The organism is Lysinibacillus sp. FSL M8-0355 (assembly GCF_038008985.1).
Classification (GTDB): Bacteria; Bacillota; Bacilli; order Bacillales_A; family Planococcaceae; genus Lysinibacillus; species Lysinibacillus fusiformis_D.
In genome coordinates, this window is the sequence record NZ_JBBPAI010000001.1 from 3,571,795 (window position 1) to 3,586,406 (window position 14,612).

Here is a 14,612-nt window from a genome sequence, read left to right on the forward strand (position 1 = left end):
TCACTTTAGAACGGATATACCGCCTTTTTTGAACACAACTGTATTAACAAAATATCTGTCACTATCCATCTGGTGGTCATTATGTTTTACTGGCTTATCCTCGCCCCGATCTGCTGCTTTTTCATCCCAAATGTAAGATGAAAACTCTCGAAAAGTTTCCTTGCAGCAATCGTTATATTTGATTAAATCGTTAATAAGCGCATTACCAACGTTTCTAATACCTTCTAACACATCATTTTTTGCCTTTATCACACGTATACCATTCTGTTTTAGAAGTGTGATAAACGAAGAAGCGGACGGGTCAACGATAACACCTTGGAAGTTTTGTACACCCTCAATGAAGTCTAACAAGTCCTTATAATACTCTTGGTCCGTCTTTTGTTTACTCCTCTTACGACCGTCATAATGATATTCTTTAATCTTGTACCAAATTCCATCAAAAAAGCCCCACAGACCGAATGTTGTAGGGTTCTGAGTGCCGTAGTCGACACTGACATAGTATTTCGTATAGTTACGTGATATCGTTTCGACTGTATGCAATTTCTTATCAAACATGTCGTAGATAACGCCCTCTGCCAGCACCCATAATCCAAGGATGAAACGTTGATAGAACACACCTTTATACATGCGCTTGTACCGGTCTTTAATACGCTGCGATAACGAAAGGTTATCATCCATTGTAAAGTGCAGATGCAGCATGTTCTTATCTTCTAACTGGTCTAAGTACTCTAATTTAAACCAATGATAAGGTCCAGCGGGGTTACAGTTAAACCAAAACTTAGCTCCATCAACAGAACATCGAGCTGTTGCTTGGTTAACAAATGATTGAGGCATAAGTGCTACTTCGTCAAAGAACATTCCAGCGAGAGTAATCCCTTGGATAAGATCTTGTGATGCCTCATCTCTTCCGCCGAAAATATAAAAATAGTTCACCTTGCCATTTCGAGTGACGGTGAACATATTTTCTGAACGATATTCTTTTACTTTATAGCCACGGGACTGCAACATCCGCTTCAAAGGTTTGAAAACGTTTCTTCTAAACGAACCGATTGTTTTACCAGCCATGCCAAGGTTTTCATCATCAAAAGTTTCCATTGCCCACATAACAAACGATAGAGACATAACTATTGTTTTCCCAGCGCGAACAGAACCATCACAAATAAGGCCATCTTTATCCTTATGAGGGGAATCAGATTGCCACCATTTGAGTACTTTGAGTTGCTTCTTGCTAAACGGTTTGAATTTGAATAGAGCGGTTTTTTTCCGTTTACTCATCCCAATCCACTTCCGTCCCTTTTAAGGCCTCTAAGAAGCCATCGTCCTCATATTCATCTTCGCCCTCACCGTTTTCTTTGCGAATAGTTATCTTAGTTAGTTCAATGTCTGTTTTGGTTTTTTCAATGTTTAACTTCATCTGTTCAAGCTTCACTTGTTGCTCAAGAATAGACTTTTCTATATCATGCTTTTGTTTAATAGCCCTCACAAGTTGGTTAGTGATTCTCGTAAGGGCTTCTTCAATGTTTAAAATGTCATCTATGGCTCTAAATTCGGTTTCATCTATTTCTACCGTTACCATACGTTCTTTTGTCACTGTTACCGTTTTGCCATCAGCTCCAGTAGCGGCTTCTTTCACCTTCCTCAATTGCTGGAGAACACGCCTTTGTGTTTCTGAAAGTCCATCTTCAACTTTTTTAATCCGCTTCATCATCCTACGCTGCCTGATGGTTAATTCGCGAATAGTCATATCAATCTGAAAAAGCGGGTCCGTTTCAATGGAATCAAAAATAGCTTTTTCTTCATCGTCTAGATAGTCCCACATGATAGTTTCATATTCACCAGTTGTAACAGCGTTTTGATTGCCTGTAGGAGCGGAGCCACCTTTGTTACCTTTAGCATTCCTATTGCCACGTGGTGCGCCTCCTGTATTGCCTACAGCATTTTTATTACCTTTCGGTGCACCTGATTTGGTATGCATACTTTTTTTATTTGGTGTGCATACTTTTTGGCTGGCACCATTATTATTGTCCATCTCTTTCCACTTACGCTGTTGCCAACTCTTAACGGTATTAATGGACACATTATACTTAGCGGCGATATCCTTTTGCTTCATACCATTTTTATAATCTTCATACGCTAATTCATAGTTTTCAGCCATGCTGCATCAACACCACCTCCATCTATTGAGTTGAGTTTGTTTTCATAAATCTTCATCCTTTAGCAAGTTGATGTCGAGCTCGATAAGCTTTTTCAGATCATCAACTGTATTCACTTTGATATGACCGCTTCTGAAATCCTTTATCCATTGAGCGATACCTGCTTGAACAATTTTACGGTACTTCTCTTTGGATTCATTGATATTTTCAGATACTTCTATTTCGTGTTGTAGTAATAAAAGCGACTTTTCTTCTTCTCCAAAAGGAACGTTTGTTCTATTTTTCATTGCCTCCTACCGACCTTTCACATATAATGAAAGTGAGATAGCGCGTTGAGAAAAAACCGTGCACGGTGTAACGCTATCTCTGCCGATATTCGGCACCCATTTCAGAGAGGTGTTAGCGCACCTCTCTTTTTTATTTCAACCATTGAAGATAAACTTGCTCAGCTATTTTTTTCATCATAACTGGCGGAACACTCATACCACATACATATTGGGTATCAGCATTCCCAAAATCATAATCATGGGGGAAGCTTTGGATTCGAATAACATCCATCCTGCTAATAAAAAAAGGCTCATCATATCTGATGAACTGCGAGTTACTTGCTAATGTGTATGGAACTTTGCTGTCTTTAACTAGAATGGTATTAAAGGAACTATCTTTCCCTTCAGTTCGCTTAGTAATATCACCTATGTTGTTATCAACTGGACGTCTTTTCAACCACCGCTTATACGTTGTAGTTATTTGATTAAGCGGTTTCCCTCTACCAGAACGAATTTCCTTATATAAAATCGGCTTTTCATAGAACGACATTTCAAGCTTCGGTAACTGTAGGTCTTTACGATGTGCAATAAAAAACACTCGCTCACGACGTTGAGGAACACCCATAGTTGCGCTGTTTAGCAAAAATATTTGTAACTTATAACCGATTTCCTCAAAGGCTTTTACAATTAGAGTTACAAAGCCCTTAGCTTGACCAATTATCATACCTTTTACATTTTCAGCAATTATAACTTTCGGTTGTAATTTTGCTGCTACATCGAGAAAATCAAAGAATAAATCATCCAGATGTTGTTTTGCTTGCCCTTCTCTAAAATGGTATGCCGCTCCCCACTTCGCTTCCCTTTTACCAGCTGTAGAAAAAACACTACAAGGCGGTGAACCGTCTAGAATATCAATATCGAATAATTCTTCTGGCAACTCATTGTTAGGAATATGTTTAAATTGCTGTACCCCCATCAAAAACGGGTACTTAGGATTATGATTATTCCTGTATATCCCCATCATTTCTGGATCAATTTCAACGTTGCCAATCACATCAAACCCTGCTAATTTGTATCCCATTGTCGAACCTCCACCACATGAAAAGCAGCTAAACACTTTGAGGTTATTCTTTTCCACCTTTTTCAAATCACTTAGTGACCAATTCCACTCACTCATCGCGCTGCTCCTTCATATCAAATACGAAGCCACATTTAGGACATTTACATTCAAACTTTTCTTCATCAAAGGTTTCTAACGAAAGTTCTTGGTTGAAAAAATCTACTGTTCCATCATCTTGCTCTGTGAATTGCTTTATTAGTGATTCAATCTCTTTTTGGTCAAAACCGCTTCCGAGATTTAATTCACTCCCTTCGAGTTCCGACAAAAGATCAGCAAGCTTTTCCTCATCCCAATTACCACTTACCTTATTCAAAGCAAGATTAGCAAACTTTTCTTTCTCCTCTGAAAAGTCAACAACCGATACTTCAAGTTCGGTATGGCCCTCTGCCAAAAGCACATTAAACCTTTGATGACCACCAACAAGGTTGCCAGTTCGTTCATTCCAGATGAGAGGATCGATATAACCGAAATCTTTTATTGACTTTGCTAACTTTTCGTATTCTGGATCACCTGGTTTAAGCTCTTCTCTCGGGTTGTATGGAGCGGGATTTATTTTCTCTACTGGTAGTTTAACTATTTTCATCTACTAGCCCCCTTTAAATTTAAAAAGCCACGATCATTATGAACGTGACTGGATTAGCTCCAAAAAATACTTTATCTACTATATAGGCATTTGTACGACAAACTTTATACAGCAAATAAAAAAAGTTTCTCTTTACTAATATTATTTTGAATTTTAGATTCTGCTCGTTTTACATAATTTTGCACGGTACCACGATTAACACCTAGTATTTTGGCAACCTTACTGAAAGTCATATGCTCGGCTCGTATCATTATAAAAGCAGTACGTTCATTTTCCGTTAAACCGGCCATAGCTTGATTAGCCGTATCTTTAACATTAAACATTCTTTCAATTTCTTTAACTGCCGAATTGTCATAACTATAGTCAATTACCTCTGCAAGCACATCAGGGGTCATTTTCACACTGTCAACATACGTAATAAGGTCTTGCATTAAGTGATGGTCCATAACATAAACATCTGTACGTGTAGCGGCTCTATATTCTGCTGGATCATAGCCTGTTTCCATCCACTTAATAGCTTCTTGCATATCTTTCACCATACTTAGACATCCACCTGCTACCTTTAAATCTTTAAGAGTTTGTTTATATTCATTAATTAAATCTGGAAAGTACATGACCATCTTCCTTTCTATTCTATGTAAAAATAAAAAGGACACTAATAGAGCTGACATAATTGCCAACAACTATTAGTGTCCATCGGTTTTTCCGTAAGGACGGTTATTTTGTTTTTTTAATACGTATACGCTCAGCCCTCTCTACATCAAGTACTTGTCCATTGTGCCAAACGATGGTATCTTGTCCAAATGATTTTGGTTTTAGTGGTGTAATTATTCCATCTTGTACGATGTATACACCGTTTTCAGATGTGTTGATTTGTTCTATAGATGTCTTTTGTGTCATAGTTTTGCCCCCTATGATATAATCAATTATCTGGCTGAACTTATAAAAGAGCAGTAACCAATTCTAGCTGCAGCGTCTGCAAACATTGCGGCTTTTTTATATTTTAAAAATTTTTGAAACTTTCATTCTCTATTTTTCGTATAAAAAGGAAAAACAAGGAGGATGATATTTGTGAAAGGATTACTGTATACTGTTTTAGCACTTTTAGTATTATTGATTGGATTTAATTGGATAAAAGACGATGGTCTTTCAAGGGTAACTCCTAGTAAATTTGAAGCTGCTTTTTCTGAAGCTATACCACAAATGACTAATGTTATTGAAAATCATAATGGTTCAGACTCTTTTGAAAAAGAACTTATGAGTGCTGGTAAACCGATATATGACCTTACTGTAGGCACTACATCTCATATAATAAATTCTGTTTTATTTTTACTATCAATTGTTTCATTCATTATTTACAGAAATAGAGAAACCCTTGAAGATTGTATTTTAGAATTTTTTAATAATATTTTCTCTTAATTACAGGAAAACTAATTATTATGAAATTCAACTCTACTAATATGCTATAATTTGGTTAAAAAGGAAGTAGAAGAATTATGTTTGATTTAGCGTTTTTCATAGAAAGTGTGGCTAATTTCATTTCAAATACTTGGAATGCACTGGTTTTACCGTATAAGCCAATTTGGATAGTTTTAGTTGTAGCAATTCTGGCGAAGTTTTATTTTAGAAAGTCTCGAATTAACTAACCCTTAAAGTTTGGCAGGTATGTTCCTACCAAACTTTTTTCCTCATATTGTTCAGTTAAAATAATGATTGCTGCTTGTAACCATACTCTGCATTAAAAAGGACAGCGCCAGATCCGAAGTATGGTTCTAAGTATGTTGAATGCTCTGGCATGTGGCTTACTATCCACTCGGCTAAGCTCCATTTTGAACCAGGGTAATGTAAAATTCGTGGCACGCCCATTGTGTAACCCCCTCCCTTACAATATCTTTCAACTAACCACTTTCTTCTTACCTAACAATCCTCCTGCCCTTGGTCTAATTCATCCTGCCATTGTCTTATATGGTCAATTGTTTCTTGCCAGCCATCTCGACATTCTTTAAAATAAAGCATAGATTCAACAACTTTATCTTTATCAGTAAATGAACAACCATCAGCGGTCATAGTATTTAGTTTATTGTCCAAATTATCAAAACCTCGTTGGCATTCATCACGCTTTTTATACGCCTCTTGCATAGCTAATTGTAAGATTATCTGACGTTCATTTATAATTTTGAAATCCAAATTTACCCACTCCCTTACTGTGCAAAATCTTTCATTTGCTCCCATCATCCCAATTCCACAAGCTCAATTGTCCTTTAGCTGGCACTGGCTCAAGTAAAACTCTCACTGTATTCAGCTCCCATGCATAACGACCATCCATAAAATCACCAAAGTATAGTTCGTCACCCTCTAATTTTTTTCCGAAGTCAATGCTTGCATCACTTAACTCATTAGGTATCAAATGACATTCAACTAATTGTGCGGTAGCAATGACAACACCCAATGGTAAATCTTCATTTTCAATTCCATGTCTTTGAAGCACTCTCTTAATTGGTAGATATTCGCAATATTCCTTATCTATTGTTTTACCAGCGTGAATGGCAATAGACCCACGGTATTTCGTCTGCCAACTACGTGTCTCGAACCGCTTCTCACCCAAAGCAATAAGAGTAGCCCAAGGTTGTTTAATTGTGATTGCTTTCATTTGTTCTCACCTCTACCTCATCTTTGTAGACTAATAGCCGTTTGGGTTGGTAACCTTCGAAATGACTCGTCAACATATCCACTTTCCGATTTGGGGCATAGCCACCTTTAGGAAGTTTCTCTGTTAACTCACACCATTGTGGACCAATGACAGCAAGTAGTCCTTCATCTACGACTTGTAGTGTGGCATTTGAAATAATTCGTACATGCTCCCACCTTTTTGGATATTTTCTTGTTAATTCTTCCTCTGTAAAGTCAATTACTTTCATGGGTACTAGATCTAGGTAATCAACAAATGAACTTTTACTTCTGGACCAAACATGGGTATCAAAATCCCCTAATCTACACCCATTAACAAAACATAATGCTCCTTTTGGCAGATTTCTCTCTGACTTATTTCCTTCAAATCGGACAACTGGTGCAGAACTTGCTTGTAAAAACCACGGACGTTCTAGTTCTTGTTTTCGCAATTCATCACGAAAACTTAATTGCTCATTCATTTCTATCACTCCTAAAATAAGGTCAACTGCTCATACTTTTGGTTTTTGATAGGTGCGTTCACCATTGCTGGCATATCATCCACCGTTTCTGCCGTTTTTTGCACTATTTCAGGTATATCGTTCACCACAACCGCTTCCGATGCTCTAAAGGGTTCTACGCGCTCAAAATAAGCAGCATTTTTATAAGCTCCAATAGGAGGACCATCTGGACGGTGTTTGAAAAAAACACTGTAATAACCATTTTCACTTGGTTCAGTGATAACATATTCCTCTGATACTCGATAAAAATGTGAAGGTGGCTTAACCACACGTGCCAGATATTTATTTACAGCTGGTGTTGATAAAGGCTTAGCAGCCACTACCAACTCAAACTGGCTTTTTTGATAAGCTCCGAAATGGGAACCAACATGAGGAAAGCGACTCACTTCATATGCCAAGCCACCATGTGGGAAAAGATAGTAAATCTCTCCCACTTTTAAATTGGTGCTAGCATTCGCATTAATGCATTTGCCTTGTAGCATCCTCACCACCTGCTTTCGATAAATGGCAATAAATAATGCAATGTGTACCCATCCTTTGATACGACTTCGCTTGCATGGTTTTCAAAAGTATCAAGTGGTATCGATTTACGTCCTCCGTTTTTAGCTACAGTCCAAGCTGCTTGAAGAGGTGGAAACGGCAAACGGTAGTATTTATCCAGTTCACTAAAATAAACCAGTAAAAACGCTATGGCCTCTTTCTCATACCAGGAGCGAAGTAGTTCATATTGATGCTCATGTAAATTTTGGAGTGGAAAGCTTTTCCCCTTCGTTTCCTTTGCATCAAATACTACTGCTCGTCCATTACATACACCTGCATAGTCCACCCATTCAGGCTTTTCTTTCCGTCCCTCAACTTGCTGGCCTTTATCTTTTGTCACTTGGATAGGTGTCGGTATTTTACGAATATCCGCTAATCCCGCATTACGATATTTTGTATTGGCCATATCAATGATACGTTCCAAAAATTTTCCTCTGTTCGCATGCGTTACTGATTTGGTACGTTGTTTAGTTGATTGATTATGAAACATCCTGAGTCCCAACTCCTTCTTGATTCTCCATTTCTAGCACGTCATATATGGTGAGCTGATTTTTCAAAAATTCCTCCTCGAGGTCATCCAAATGCCTTTGCCAGCATATAAACCCATATTGTCGTACTATGGATTCACCGCTTTTTAAAGGTCTGTTACACCTTTTACAACGACTCATGATGTACTCTTTAGCTGAATTTCTTCGATGATTTCTACATCATCAGCTCTAAATGTAGGAGAAGGACCAAATTCATATTCTTCCGCTTCCCACTCTTTAATAAATTCATCACGCTCATTAACATAAGTGCCAAAGTAAGGATCTTGTTCTGCTTGGTAAAATAATTCCCTAATTCTTTCGTCATCCTCTTTTTGCCATACGTATAATCCATAGTTGGCTACACCCGTTTTACTGCAATCGCATACAACAACCTCTATACCATCTAGTTTGCTATAGACGTCGATATATCCCTGTATTTCTTCCTCACTAGGTTCAGGACCAACGGAGCCATCATACATTTTTTTAATATCCTCTGGCGTTTTGCCAGCAGTTCGTAATATAGCTTTAAACATTTTGAACATGGTGAAATCCCCCTATTTTTAAAATGGCAAATCATCCTCAGATACCTCGATTAACCCTCTATTATTTGCAAATGGATCTTCATCTACTCGAGTATTGTTTGGTTGGTTCATAGGAGGATGATTTTGCTGATAAGCACTGTTCCCAAAAGTGTTTTGGCTAGGCATTGTACCTCCAAACTGTTGTTGTGGTTGTCCACCACCATAGGATGGTTGATTATTTCCGTATGCTTGTCCGCCATATTGAGGCTGTTGTTGCGGATATTGATTTGGTTGATTTTGATTAGGAGTGTTTTGTGATCCTCCTCCACCGTTTCGTGATGGTTCTAAAAATTGAATACTATCGGCAACAACGTCAGTGGTATACACTTTTTGACCGTTTTGCCCCTCGTAGCTTCCTGTTTGGATACGCCCCTCCAAACCAATCAAAGCCCCTTTACGCTGATAGTTTGCTAGATTTTCAGCTTGCTTGCGCCACGCAACGCAACTGATAAAATCAGCATCACGTTCTCCTTGTTCATTAGCAAATGTACGGTTAACCGCTACTGTGAATCGACATGATGCAATACCGTTAGGTGTGTAACGCAATTCAGGGTCTTTTGTAAGACGGCCAACTAATACGACACGATTAATCATTTGTTTGAATCCTCCCTTTTTGTGGCGATGCCAGCATGTACGTTGTTTTCTAAGTATCTAAGTTGCTGCATTGCATAGTGTGGACAGTAGCTGTCACATAACCGTTTCTGTACGTCTTGTAGTACTGGAAGTGGGAACTGGTACTCATTGATGAGTTGGTTAATGCGACTTGCTACTTCCTCATGCGTCATCTTTGTAACTGCTTGTACCAGTGCTTTGTCTGTGCCGCTAGTAAAAGTCCCCTTAGCTAGTGCAGCCTTGGAAAAATGTTCACGCATTTTCATGTGTTCTTCATGTCTGCTCATAGCGTTACCCCTTCCCTAGCATTTCTAGTATTTTTTGACGCTCCGCTTCAAAATCCATGGTTGATGTTGATTTGGTTTCGGTTACGTCATTGGGAACAGCGTCATGACGATTATTAAACCAACCTGGAACAACCTCTTCACGTCTATTTTTTGGCGGATAATACTTTTGCGGCTGATTACGTTGCTGTTTCGCTTGGATCTGTTGATTCTTCCACTGCAAGTCAGCCGCTTCAACCGCTTCAACCGTGAAAAGCCTCTTGTTAAACCAGTCCTTTAAGATGGTTTCTACATAACCCCAGTTAGTTTTTCCATTCAGCACAGCCTTTTCCATCGCATGGATGACCAAAGGCTCTGACAAATCATTTATCCATTGGTCAATTTTGAATATGATTAGAGACCCCAATGCTCCAAAGTGATTGCGCTCATAAAATGCAAATGCATTCTGGATTGAAGGAGCGGTTTGCTTTTTTGGTGGTGTTGCATATGCAGGTGACCCCTTATCATCATCATTATTAATTAATCTATTAGTACTTAGTAAATCAGTACTTGGTATATCAGTACTTGGTATATCAGTACTTAGTAGTCCTTGATTTTCCACTAATGGTTTTTCCACTCGTGGTTTTTCCATGGATGGTTTTTCATGGTATGGTTCTACCATAGGGTGATTTTCCACTAATGGTTTTTCAGGTGATGGCTGTTCCGCTAGTTGGTCCTTTTGTTCTCCACCGAACTGTGGAACTTCATATACCACCGTGACCCATTCAAATTTACCGTTTTTACCACGACGCCTTTCCTTTTTGACATAGCCGTATTTCTTTAATTCTTTCAAACCTGTATCAAATGATGTATCACCATCCGTTGCCCACTGTGTAAGCTCACTATTATGGAATGTCCAATCATCAGGTTTAGAGAGCATAAAGACATGGATAGCTTTTGCTTTCCAACTTAATTTCGTGTCATAAAGCGATGTATTGTTAATGACTGTATAATCTTTGTTTTTGACTACTCTGACGATGTTTTTACTCTCCATCATCTAATCCTCCTATAAAAATCTATCAGTTCGTTCACAAATGGCGAAGCTACCCTCAATTCGTATAATTTTGTAGCCTTTGTAGCTCTGCCACATGTAGCGGCGTACAAGGCGATATAATTCCTTTTCATCGCCTGCCGCCTGTTCAAAAATCAATTGTGGCAACAACACTCTGTGTGGTACAGAATTCATTGGGCCACTTGCATCTTGATAGCACGTAAATATTGAATTAAGCTATCGGCTTCTTTCATTGTTAATAAATTAGAATTCTTATCAGGAATTTTGCTTCTCTGCATAGCACCGTTATAAACAGTGTTAGGGTCTGAACCATATGCTGTGGCAACTTCACTCAACAATTTTGCTATTTCATTGAACTGTTCCTGAGTCCTTAAACCTGTGTGATTTGGTTGATTTTTTTGCTGCTGTGGCTGACCATTGTTATTTGGTGGTTTTGGAGGAGCTTGATTCATATATTGATAATCGTTTCCGCTCGCTCCATTTGCATCGTCATCCTTCTCTGTAGCCAGTCCTAACATAGCTGACAAGCTATAGCGTTTCATGTAAGTGATTTGTCCCCCAAAATCCTGCATGCTGTTGGCTGCTGGAAATTTGAGTGGATAAGATTTCACATACTCTCCTGATTCATGAAGGAATATGGTTTCTACACAAGCCATTGTTAAATTGCCTTCAACAGTTGTATAGCTGTTCTGAATGATGGATAAATGATTTTGAACAAATATAGGTCTGACAGCATCCAAAATGCCATTGAGATCAGTGTATTCAAACGTATATGAACCACCATTTTTGGTGCGAACATTTACTTTTGCGTTATGTTTTGGTGTTTGAATAGTAGCCCATGCTTTAGCTAAGGCTGCCGAAATATTTACATTACTCTCGGAAAAAAGCATGATCTTCCTCCTAGCTAGTTGATTTTTTAAAGTCTAGGGCATAAAATATAAAGTAACTATTTTTTTAAATGATTTTCTTAGACCACTGGTGCGAACAGTGGTTTTTTATTTTGTACTGGTCTGTGAATAGAGAGTTGAACGTTCATTAAATTTCAATGTTACAACTTCACCATCTTTAGCGATTCCTTCAAGTCCTGTGTTCTTAACTTGTAAAAATCGAAATTCTTTTTGATCTGATAAACGCTTGAAAAAAACAATACGCATTTCAATCACCTACTTCCTGATGGCATCCCATCAAGCAGCCTATAACTGCAAAGCAATCCGTCAAGGGGAGGAACGGGTTATAGACTGCTTGACGAGAGCGAGTATTGTACTCGCAATCATCTAGTTTTGTGATATAATTATTGAGACTAATATAGTTCTGCTGTTTAATCGCTCCAACGATTAAGCAGCTTTTTTATTGCCAGCAAATCATAATGACTGGTACTCCGATGGCAATCATGACAATTCCGCATCTCACACAGAACTCCTTATGTTTTTGATCCCGTCCGTCATCTGGCATATACAAATAATTCACTAACCATTTCACCATGCTGACCACCACTTCCCAACTGACACTAAGCGTTCTTGCAATGTTAATTTCCCCCACTTATTAGCATTAAATATTTTCATTAGCAAGCTTCTTCACCGTCCTTGAAAAAATGCCTTGCTGAGCTAAATCCTGTATTAAGCCACCAAAATTTTTGTTATCTAGTAGCTGTACTTCTAAACGTTTAATGGCATGTTCGGCCTTTTTAATTCGCCACGCGCATTCAGCTGCTAAGTTGTATGTACCGTGTTGTTTATGAAATGCCATGGCTACTTGTAAATCCTCAATGCATGCTTTCTTTGCGTCTATTTCTAGCTCCAATTTCTTTACATGATCCAATTAAAAGTCCCTCCTATAATAAACATTGGTACCGTTTGTAAAAACTGCACTGCTGCATCTGCGCTAAATAAGGTTGCTACTACAACATCTTGCGAGTTTGTAACTGCTGCCGCTCTAGCTAAAAACTTCGCCTCACAAGCAATCAAATTTTGTTCTATTCGACTTATTGTTGATTGTGTTGTATGCATCAAATCTGCAAATGCCTCTTGTGACAATTTCGCTTTCTTACGACACTTTTTTATTAATGTCCCTATATCCAAGTCCATATTTATCCATCCTTTTTTATGCATATTGCGCATATTATGCATCCGTTGCATGGTTTCTTTATTAAGTTAGCTTTAAGCTTGAGATAAGAGGTTGTTTGCCCCAATCTCTTAATAGATTAGTAGTTTTTAAGAGGCGATTGCCCTCGCCTCTGCTGTACTTTTACACCTGCCAGTGTATTTATGTTTTTTACCATTCATCCATAATTTGTTTAATAGCTGCTATAGTAGGTTCATATAAGAACCTACGTTTACCCTTTGTACTCTTTGTCCTTTCGTGCATTAGGACACGCGGATCATGTAGAAAGTTATCTTTGAATGTATTCATGCTCATGTCGTACATTTTGCAAAGTCTATCAAGACTACAAAGAATCATTTGTGGCCGAACAAATTCGTCGATTTTAGCATCAACACGTTGGTCAATATATTCCTGATTCACTTGTACTTCAACAACTGCTGGAATCATCCTAACAACCACCTTCGACTAATTTTAGATGTTGTTGTCCGTTGCATGTCGTTATATCCATTCGTAATGAGGTAGATGGTTGCCAAATAGAAATAAATTTAATACCCTCTGCAAAACGTGATCTCGGTAAATCTCCATAACGTGGAATCTCAAAATGATCTTTGAAATCACGCCAAAATGCTGAAAATACGTGTTTACTTAGTTGGTTATAAGCATTGGTATTTTTGCCACCAAGAGCTTTCATAACCGCTTCCTTACCACGTTTACAAATTTGAGCTTCTTGACCTCCATCTATACGCATAGTGTTAACCAGATTTTGGACAGTTTCTTTAACTTCACTGACTTCTACTTTCAGAGTCTCTACCTCTTCGGAAGTTTCCAGTGATAGCCTCATAGATGCTTTGAGTTGTTCTTTTTCAGATAGAGGCTTTATATGTTGCTCTTGAATAAACAATCGCATTCGCTTAAATTCTTCTATGAATTTGACCTTCATTTTCATGGCTTCTGGAGTTGTATATGACATGGCTACAATCGCAAAACCATCTTCCGTTAAATTGTATTTGGGATACCATTGTTTATTTTGCTGGTGTTGGTAATGGGTCTGTCCAAAGTTGGACACCCCCCATTCCAACTCTCCAGCTTCTTTTAACTTTTCAATTTGTGTCTCAATGTCACGTAGAACATGTTTATGATCTTTACCAAACATTTTGGAAATTGTTAAGCTATCAGTAACTACTTGATTGTTGTTGATAAAAACTAATTGAGTCATAAATGTACCTCCTATATATAGTGTCAAATGCTCTTTTTGTCACCGAAAGACAACTTATTATAAATTTGTTGCTAAATGACACATTTTTGGGCATAAAAAACTTGCCAATCAAAGCCCAATACACTAGCTATTCTCATAGCAATTTCAGGTTTAGGATTTCTTGTTCCCAGTTCTATCATTGTGTAATGGGAACGGTCAATTTCTGCTAATTCTGCAACCTGTAATTGAGTTAGCCCCTTCTTTTTTCGTATTTCACGAAGCCAGACTCTCAAATTAATCACCTCTCTTGTAACTTTTATAACCTAATAATAGTTGCGTTTTGTCACATTGTCAACAAAAAGAATCTATTAGTCACAAAAAATAGTTTTAAATTGAACTGTTGCATTTTGTC

At 38.0% G+C, this 14,612-nt stretch carries 26 protein-coding genes and 1 pseudogene; 1 reads left to right on the plus strand and 26 read right to left on the minus strand.

From position 1 onward, the window contains the following. From MKY46_RS17315 to MKY46_RS17345, 7 genes are all read right to left on the minus strand, one after another. Complete coding sequence (locus MKY46_RS17315; RefSeq protein ID WP_340834936.1) at positions 1-1,275, minus strand: PBSX family phage terminase large subunit; 1,275 nt, start codon at positions 1,273-1,275, stop codon at positions 1-3. Next, entirely contained in the window at positions 1,268-2,155 is an 888-nt protein-coding gene (gene terS / locus MKY46_RS17320) for a phage terminase small subunit (protein ID WP_340834938.1), read from the minus strand. Before terS ends, MKY46_RS17315 begins: the two co-directional genes overlap by 8 nt. Before the next feature lie 42 nt (positions 2,156-2,197). Next, positions 2,198-2,440: a hypothetical protein gene (locus MKY46_RS17325; RefSeq protein ID WP_340834940.1), complete on the minus strand. Its 243-nt coding sequence runs from the start codon at positions 2,438-2,440 to the stop codon at positions 2,198-2,200. A 130-nt stretch (positions 2,441-2,570) separates the two neighbouring features. Further along, positions 2,571-3,596, minus strand: a complete 1,026-nt coding sequence (locus MKY46_RS17330; protein ID WP_340834943.1) for a DNA cytosine methyltransferase — start codon at positions 3,594-3,596, stop codon at positions 2,571-2,573. Continuing rightward, complete coding sequence (locus MKY46_RS17335; protein ID WP_340834946.1) at positions 3,589-4,122, minus strand: ParB N-terminal domain-containing protein; 534 nt, start codon at positions 4,120-4,122, stop codon at positions 3,589-3,591. The genes MKY46_RS17330 and MKY46_RS17335 overlap by 8 nt, the downstream gene beginning before the upstream one ends. Positions 4,123-4,226: 104 nt before the next feature. Beyond that, positions 4,227-4,736 carry a sigma factor-like helix-turn-helix DNA-binding protein gene (locus tag MKY46_RS17340; RefSeq protein WP_340834950.1) on the minus strand — a complete coding sequence of 170 codons (510 nt, stop codon included), beginning with the start codon at positions 4,734-4,736 and terminating at the stop codon, positions 4,227-4,229. Positions 4,737-4,839: 103 nt separating this feature from the next. Further along, on the minus strand, positions 4,840-5,022 hold the full coding sequence (locus tag MKY46_RS17345; RefSeq protein WP_271910009.1) for a DUF3954 domain-containing protein: 183 nt from the start codon (positions 5,020-5,022) through the stop codon (positions 4,840-4,842). Positions 5,023-5,193: 171 nt separating this feature from the next. Between MKY46_RS17345 and MKY46_RS17350 the strand changes: the two genes are divergently transcribed. Beyond that, positions 5,194-5,541: a hypothetical protein gene (locus MKY46_RS17350; RefSeq protein WP_271910010.1), complete on the plus strand. Its 348-nt coding sequence runs from the start codon at positions 5,194-5,196 to the stop codon at positions 5,539-5,541. A 312-nt stretch (positions 5,542-5,853) separates the two neighbouring features. Here the strand turns inward: MKY46_RS17350 and MKY46_RS17355 are convergent. From MKY46_RS17355 to MKY46_RS17445, 19 genes and pseudogenes are all read right to left on the minus strand, one after another. After that, positions 5,854-5,988: pseudogene (locus tag MKY46_RS17355) on the minus strand (DNA adenine methylase); the annotation flags it as partial. 51 nt (positions 5,989-6,039) lie between these two features. Then, complete coding sequence (locus tag MKY46_RS17360; RefSeq protein WP_340835726.1) at positions 6,040-6,354, minus strand: hypothetical protein; 315 nt, start codon at positions 6,352-6,354, stop codon at positions 6,040-6,042. Further along, a complete protein-coding gene (locus MKY46_RS17365; RefSeq protein ID WP_340834952.1) occupies positions 6,341-6,772 on the minus strand; it encodes an ASCH domain-containing protein in 432 nt (143 codons plus the stop codon). Before MKY46_RS17365 ends, MKY46_RS17360 begins: the two co-directional genes overlap by 14 nt. Further along, positions 6,753-7,271, minus strand: a complete 519-nt coding sequence (locus MKY46_RS17370; RefSeq protein WP_340834953.1) for a hypothetical protein — start codon at positions 7,269-7,271, stop codon at positions 6,753-6,755. The genes MKY46_RS17365 and MKY46_RS17370 overlap by 20 nt, the downstream gene beginning before the upstream one ends. A gap of 11 nt (positions 7,272-7,282) precedes the next feature. Further along, positions 7,283-7,792: a hypothetical protein gene (locus MKY46_RS17375; RefSeq protein WP_340834955.1), complete on the minus strand. Its 510-nt coding sequence runs from the start codon at positions 7,790-7,792 to the stop codon at positions 7,283-7,285. A gap of 2 nt (positions 7,793-7,794) precedes the next feature. Beyond that, the gene (locus MKY46_RS17380; RefSeq protein ID WP_271910018.1) at positions 7,795-8,340 is read right to left on the minus strand and encodes a Holliday junction resolvase RecU; all 546 of its coding nucleotides are present in this window, start codon (positions 8,338-8,340) and stop codon (positions 7,795-7,797) included. A gap of 174 nt (positions 8,341-8,514) precedes the next feature. Further along, the gene (locus MKY46_RS17385; protein WP_340834957.1) at positions 8,515-8,919 is read right to left on the minus strand and encodes a hypothetical protein; all 405 of its coding nucleotides are present in this window, start codon (positions 8,917-8,919) and stop codon (positions 8,515-8,517) included. A gap of 18 nt (positions 8,920-8,937) precedes the next feature. Continuing rightward, on the minus strand, positions 8,938-9,552 hold the full coding sequence (ssb, locus tag MKY46_RS17390) for a single-stranded DNA-binding protein (protein ID WP_271910020.1): 615 nt from the start codon (positions 9,550-9,552) through the stop codon (positions 8,938-8,940). Beyond that, on the minus strand, positions 9,549-9,857 hold the full coding sequence (locus MKY46_RS17395; RefSeq protein WP_340834961.1) for a DUF6877 family protein: 309 nt from the start codon (positions 9,855-9,857) through the stop codon (positions 9,549-9,551). The genes ssb and MKY46_RS17395 overlap by 4 nt, the downstream gene beginning before the upstream one ends. Positions 9,858-9,861: 4 nt before the next feature. Continuing rightward, the gene (locus MKY46_RS17400; protein WP_340834965.1) at positions 9,862-10,887 is read right to left on the minus strand and encodes a DnaD domain-containing protein; all 1,026 of its coding nucleotides are present in this window, start codon (positions 10,885-10,887) and stop codon (positions 9,862-9,864) included. A 12-nt stretch (positions 10,888-10,899) separates the two neighbouring features. Next, positions 10,900-11,079 (minus strand): hypothetical protein, encoded by a 180-nt coding sequence (locus MKY46_RS17405; protein ID WP_340834968.1) that lies wholly within the window; start codon positions 11,077-11,079, stop codon positions 10,900-10,902. Further along, positions 11,076-11,795 (minus strand): ERF family protein, encoded by a 720-nt coding sequence (locus MKY46_RS17410; RefSeq protein WP_271910026.1) that lies wholly within the window; start codon positions 11,793-11,795, stop codon positions 11,076-11,078. The genes MKY46_RS17405 and MKY46_RS17410 overlap by 4 nt, the downstream gene beginning before the upstream one ends. Before the next feature lie 105 nt (positions 11,796-11,900). Continuing rightward, positions 11,901-12,059 (minus strand): hypothetical protein, encoded by a 159-nt coding sequence (locus MKY46_RS17415; protein WP_271910027.1) that lies wholly within the window; start codon positions 12,057-12,059, stop codon positions 11,901-11,903. 193 nt (positions 12,060-12,252) lie between these two features. After that, positions 12,253-12,387 carry a hypothetical protein gene (locus MKY46_RS17420; RefSeq protein WP_271910028.1) on the minus strand — a complete coding sequence of 45 codons (135 nt, stop codon included), beginning with the start codon at positions 12,385-12,387 and terminating at the stop codon, positions 12,253-12,255. Positions 12,388-12,453: 66 nt separating this feature from the next. After that, on the minus strand, positions 12,454-12,723 hold the full coding sequence (locus MKY46_RS17425; RefSeq protein ID WP_340834987.1) for a hypothetical protein: 270 nt from the start codon (positions 12,721-12,723) through the stop codon (positions 12,454-12,456). Beyond that, the gene (locus MKY46_RS17430; RefSeq protein ID WP_340834988.1) at positions 12,711-12,989 is read right to left on the minus strand and encodes a helix-turn-helix domain-containing protein; all 279 of its coding nucleotides are present in this window, start codon (positions 12,987-12,989) and stop codon (positions 12,711-12,713) included. Before MKY46_RS17430 ends, MKY46_RS17425 begins: the two co-directional genes overlap by 13 nt. Before the next feature lie 187 nt (positions 12,990-13,176). Then, positions 13,177-13,452: a hypothetical protein gene (locus MKY46_RS17435; protein WP_340834990.1), complete on the minus strand. Its 276-nt coding sequence runs from the start codon at positions 13,450-13,452 to the stop codon at positions 13,177-13,179. 1 nt (position 13,453) lies between these two features. Further along, complete coding sequence (locus MKY46_RS17440; RefSeq protein WP_340834991.1) at positions 13,454-14,221, minus strand: ORF6C domain-containing protein; 768 nt, start codon at positions 14,219-14,221, stop codon at positions 13,454-13,456. Positions 14,222-14,292: 71 nt separating this feature from the next. Continuing rightward, positions 14,293-14,493, minus strand: coding sequence for a helix-turn-helix transcriptional regulator (locus MKY46_RS17445; protein WP_445299954.1), 201 nt, complete (start codon positions 14,491-14,493; stop codon positions 14,293-14,295). Positions 14,494-14,612: the final 119 nt, after the last annotated feature.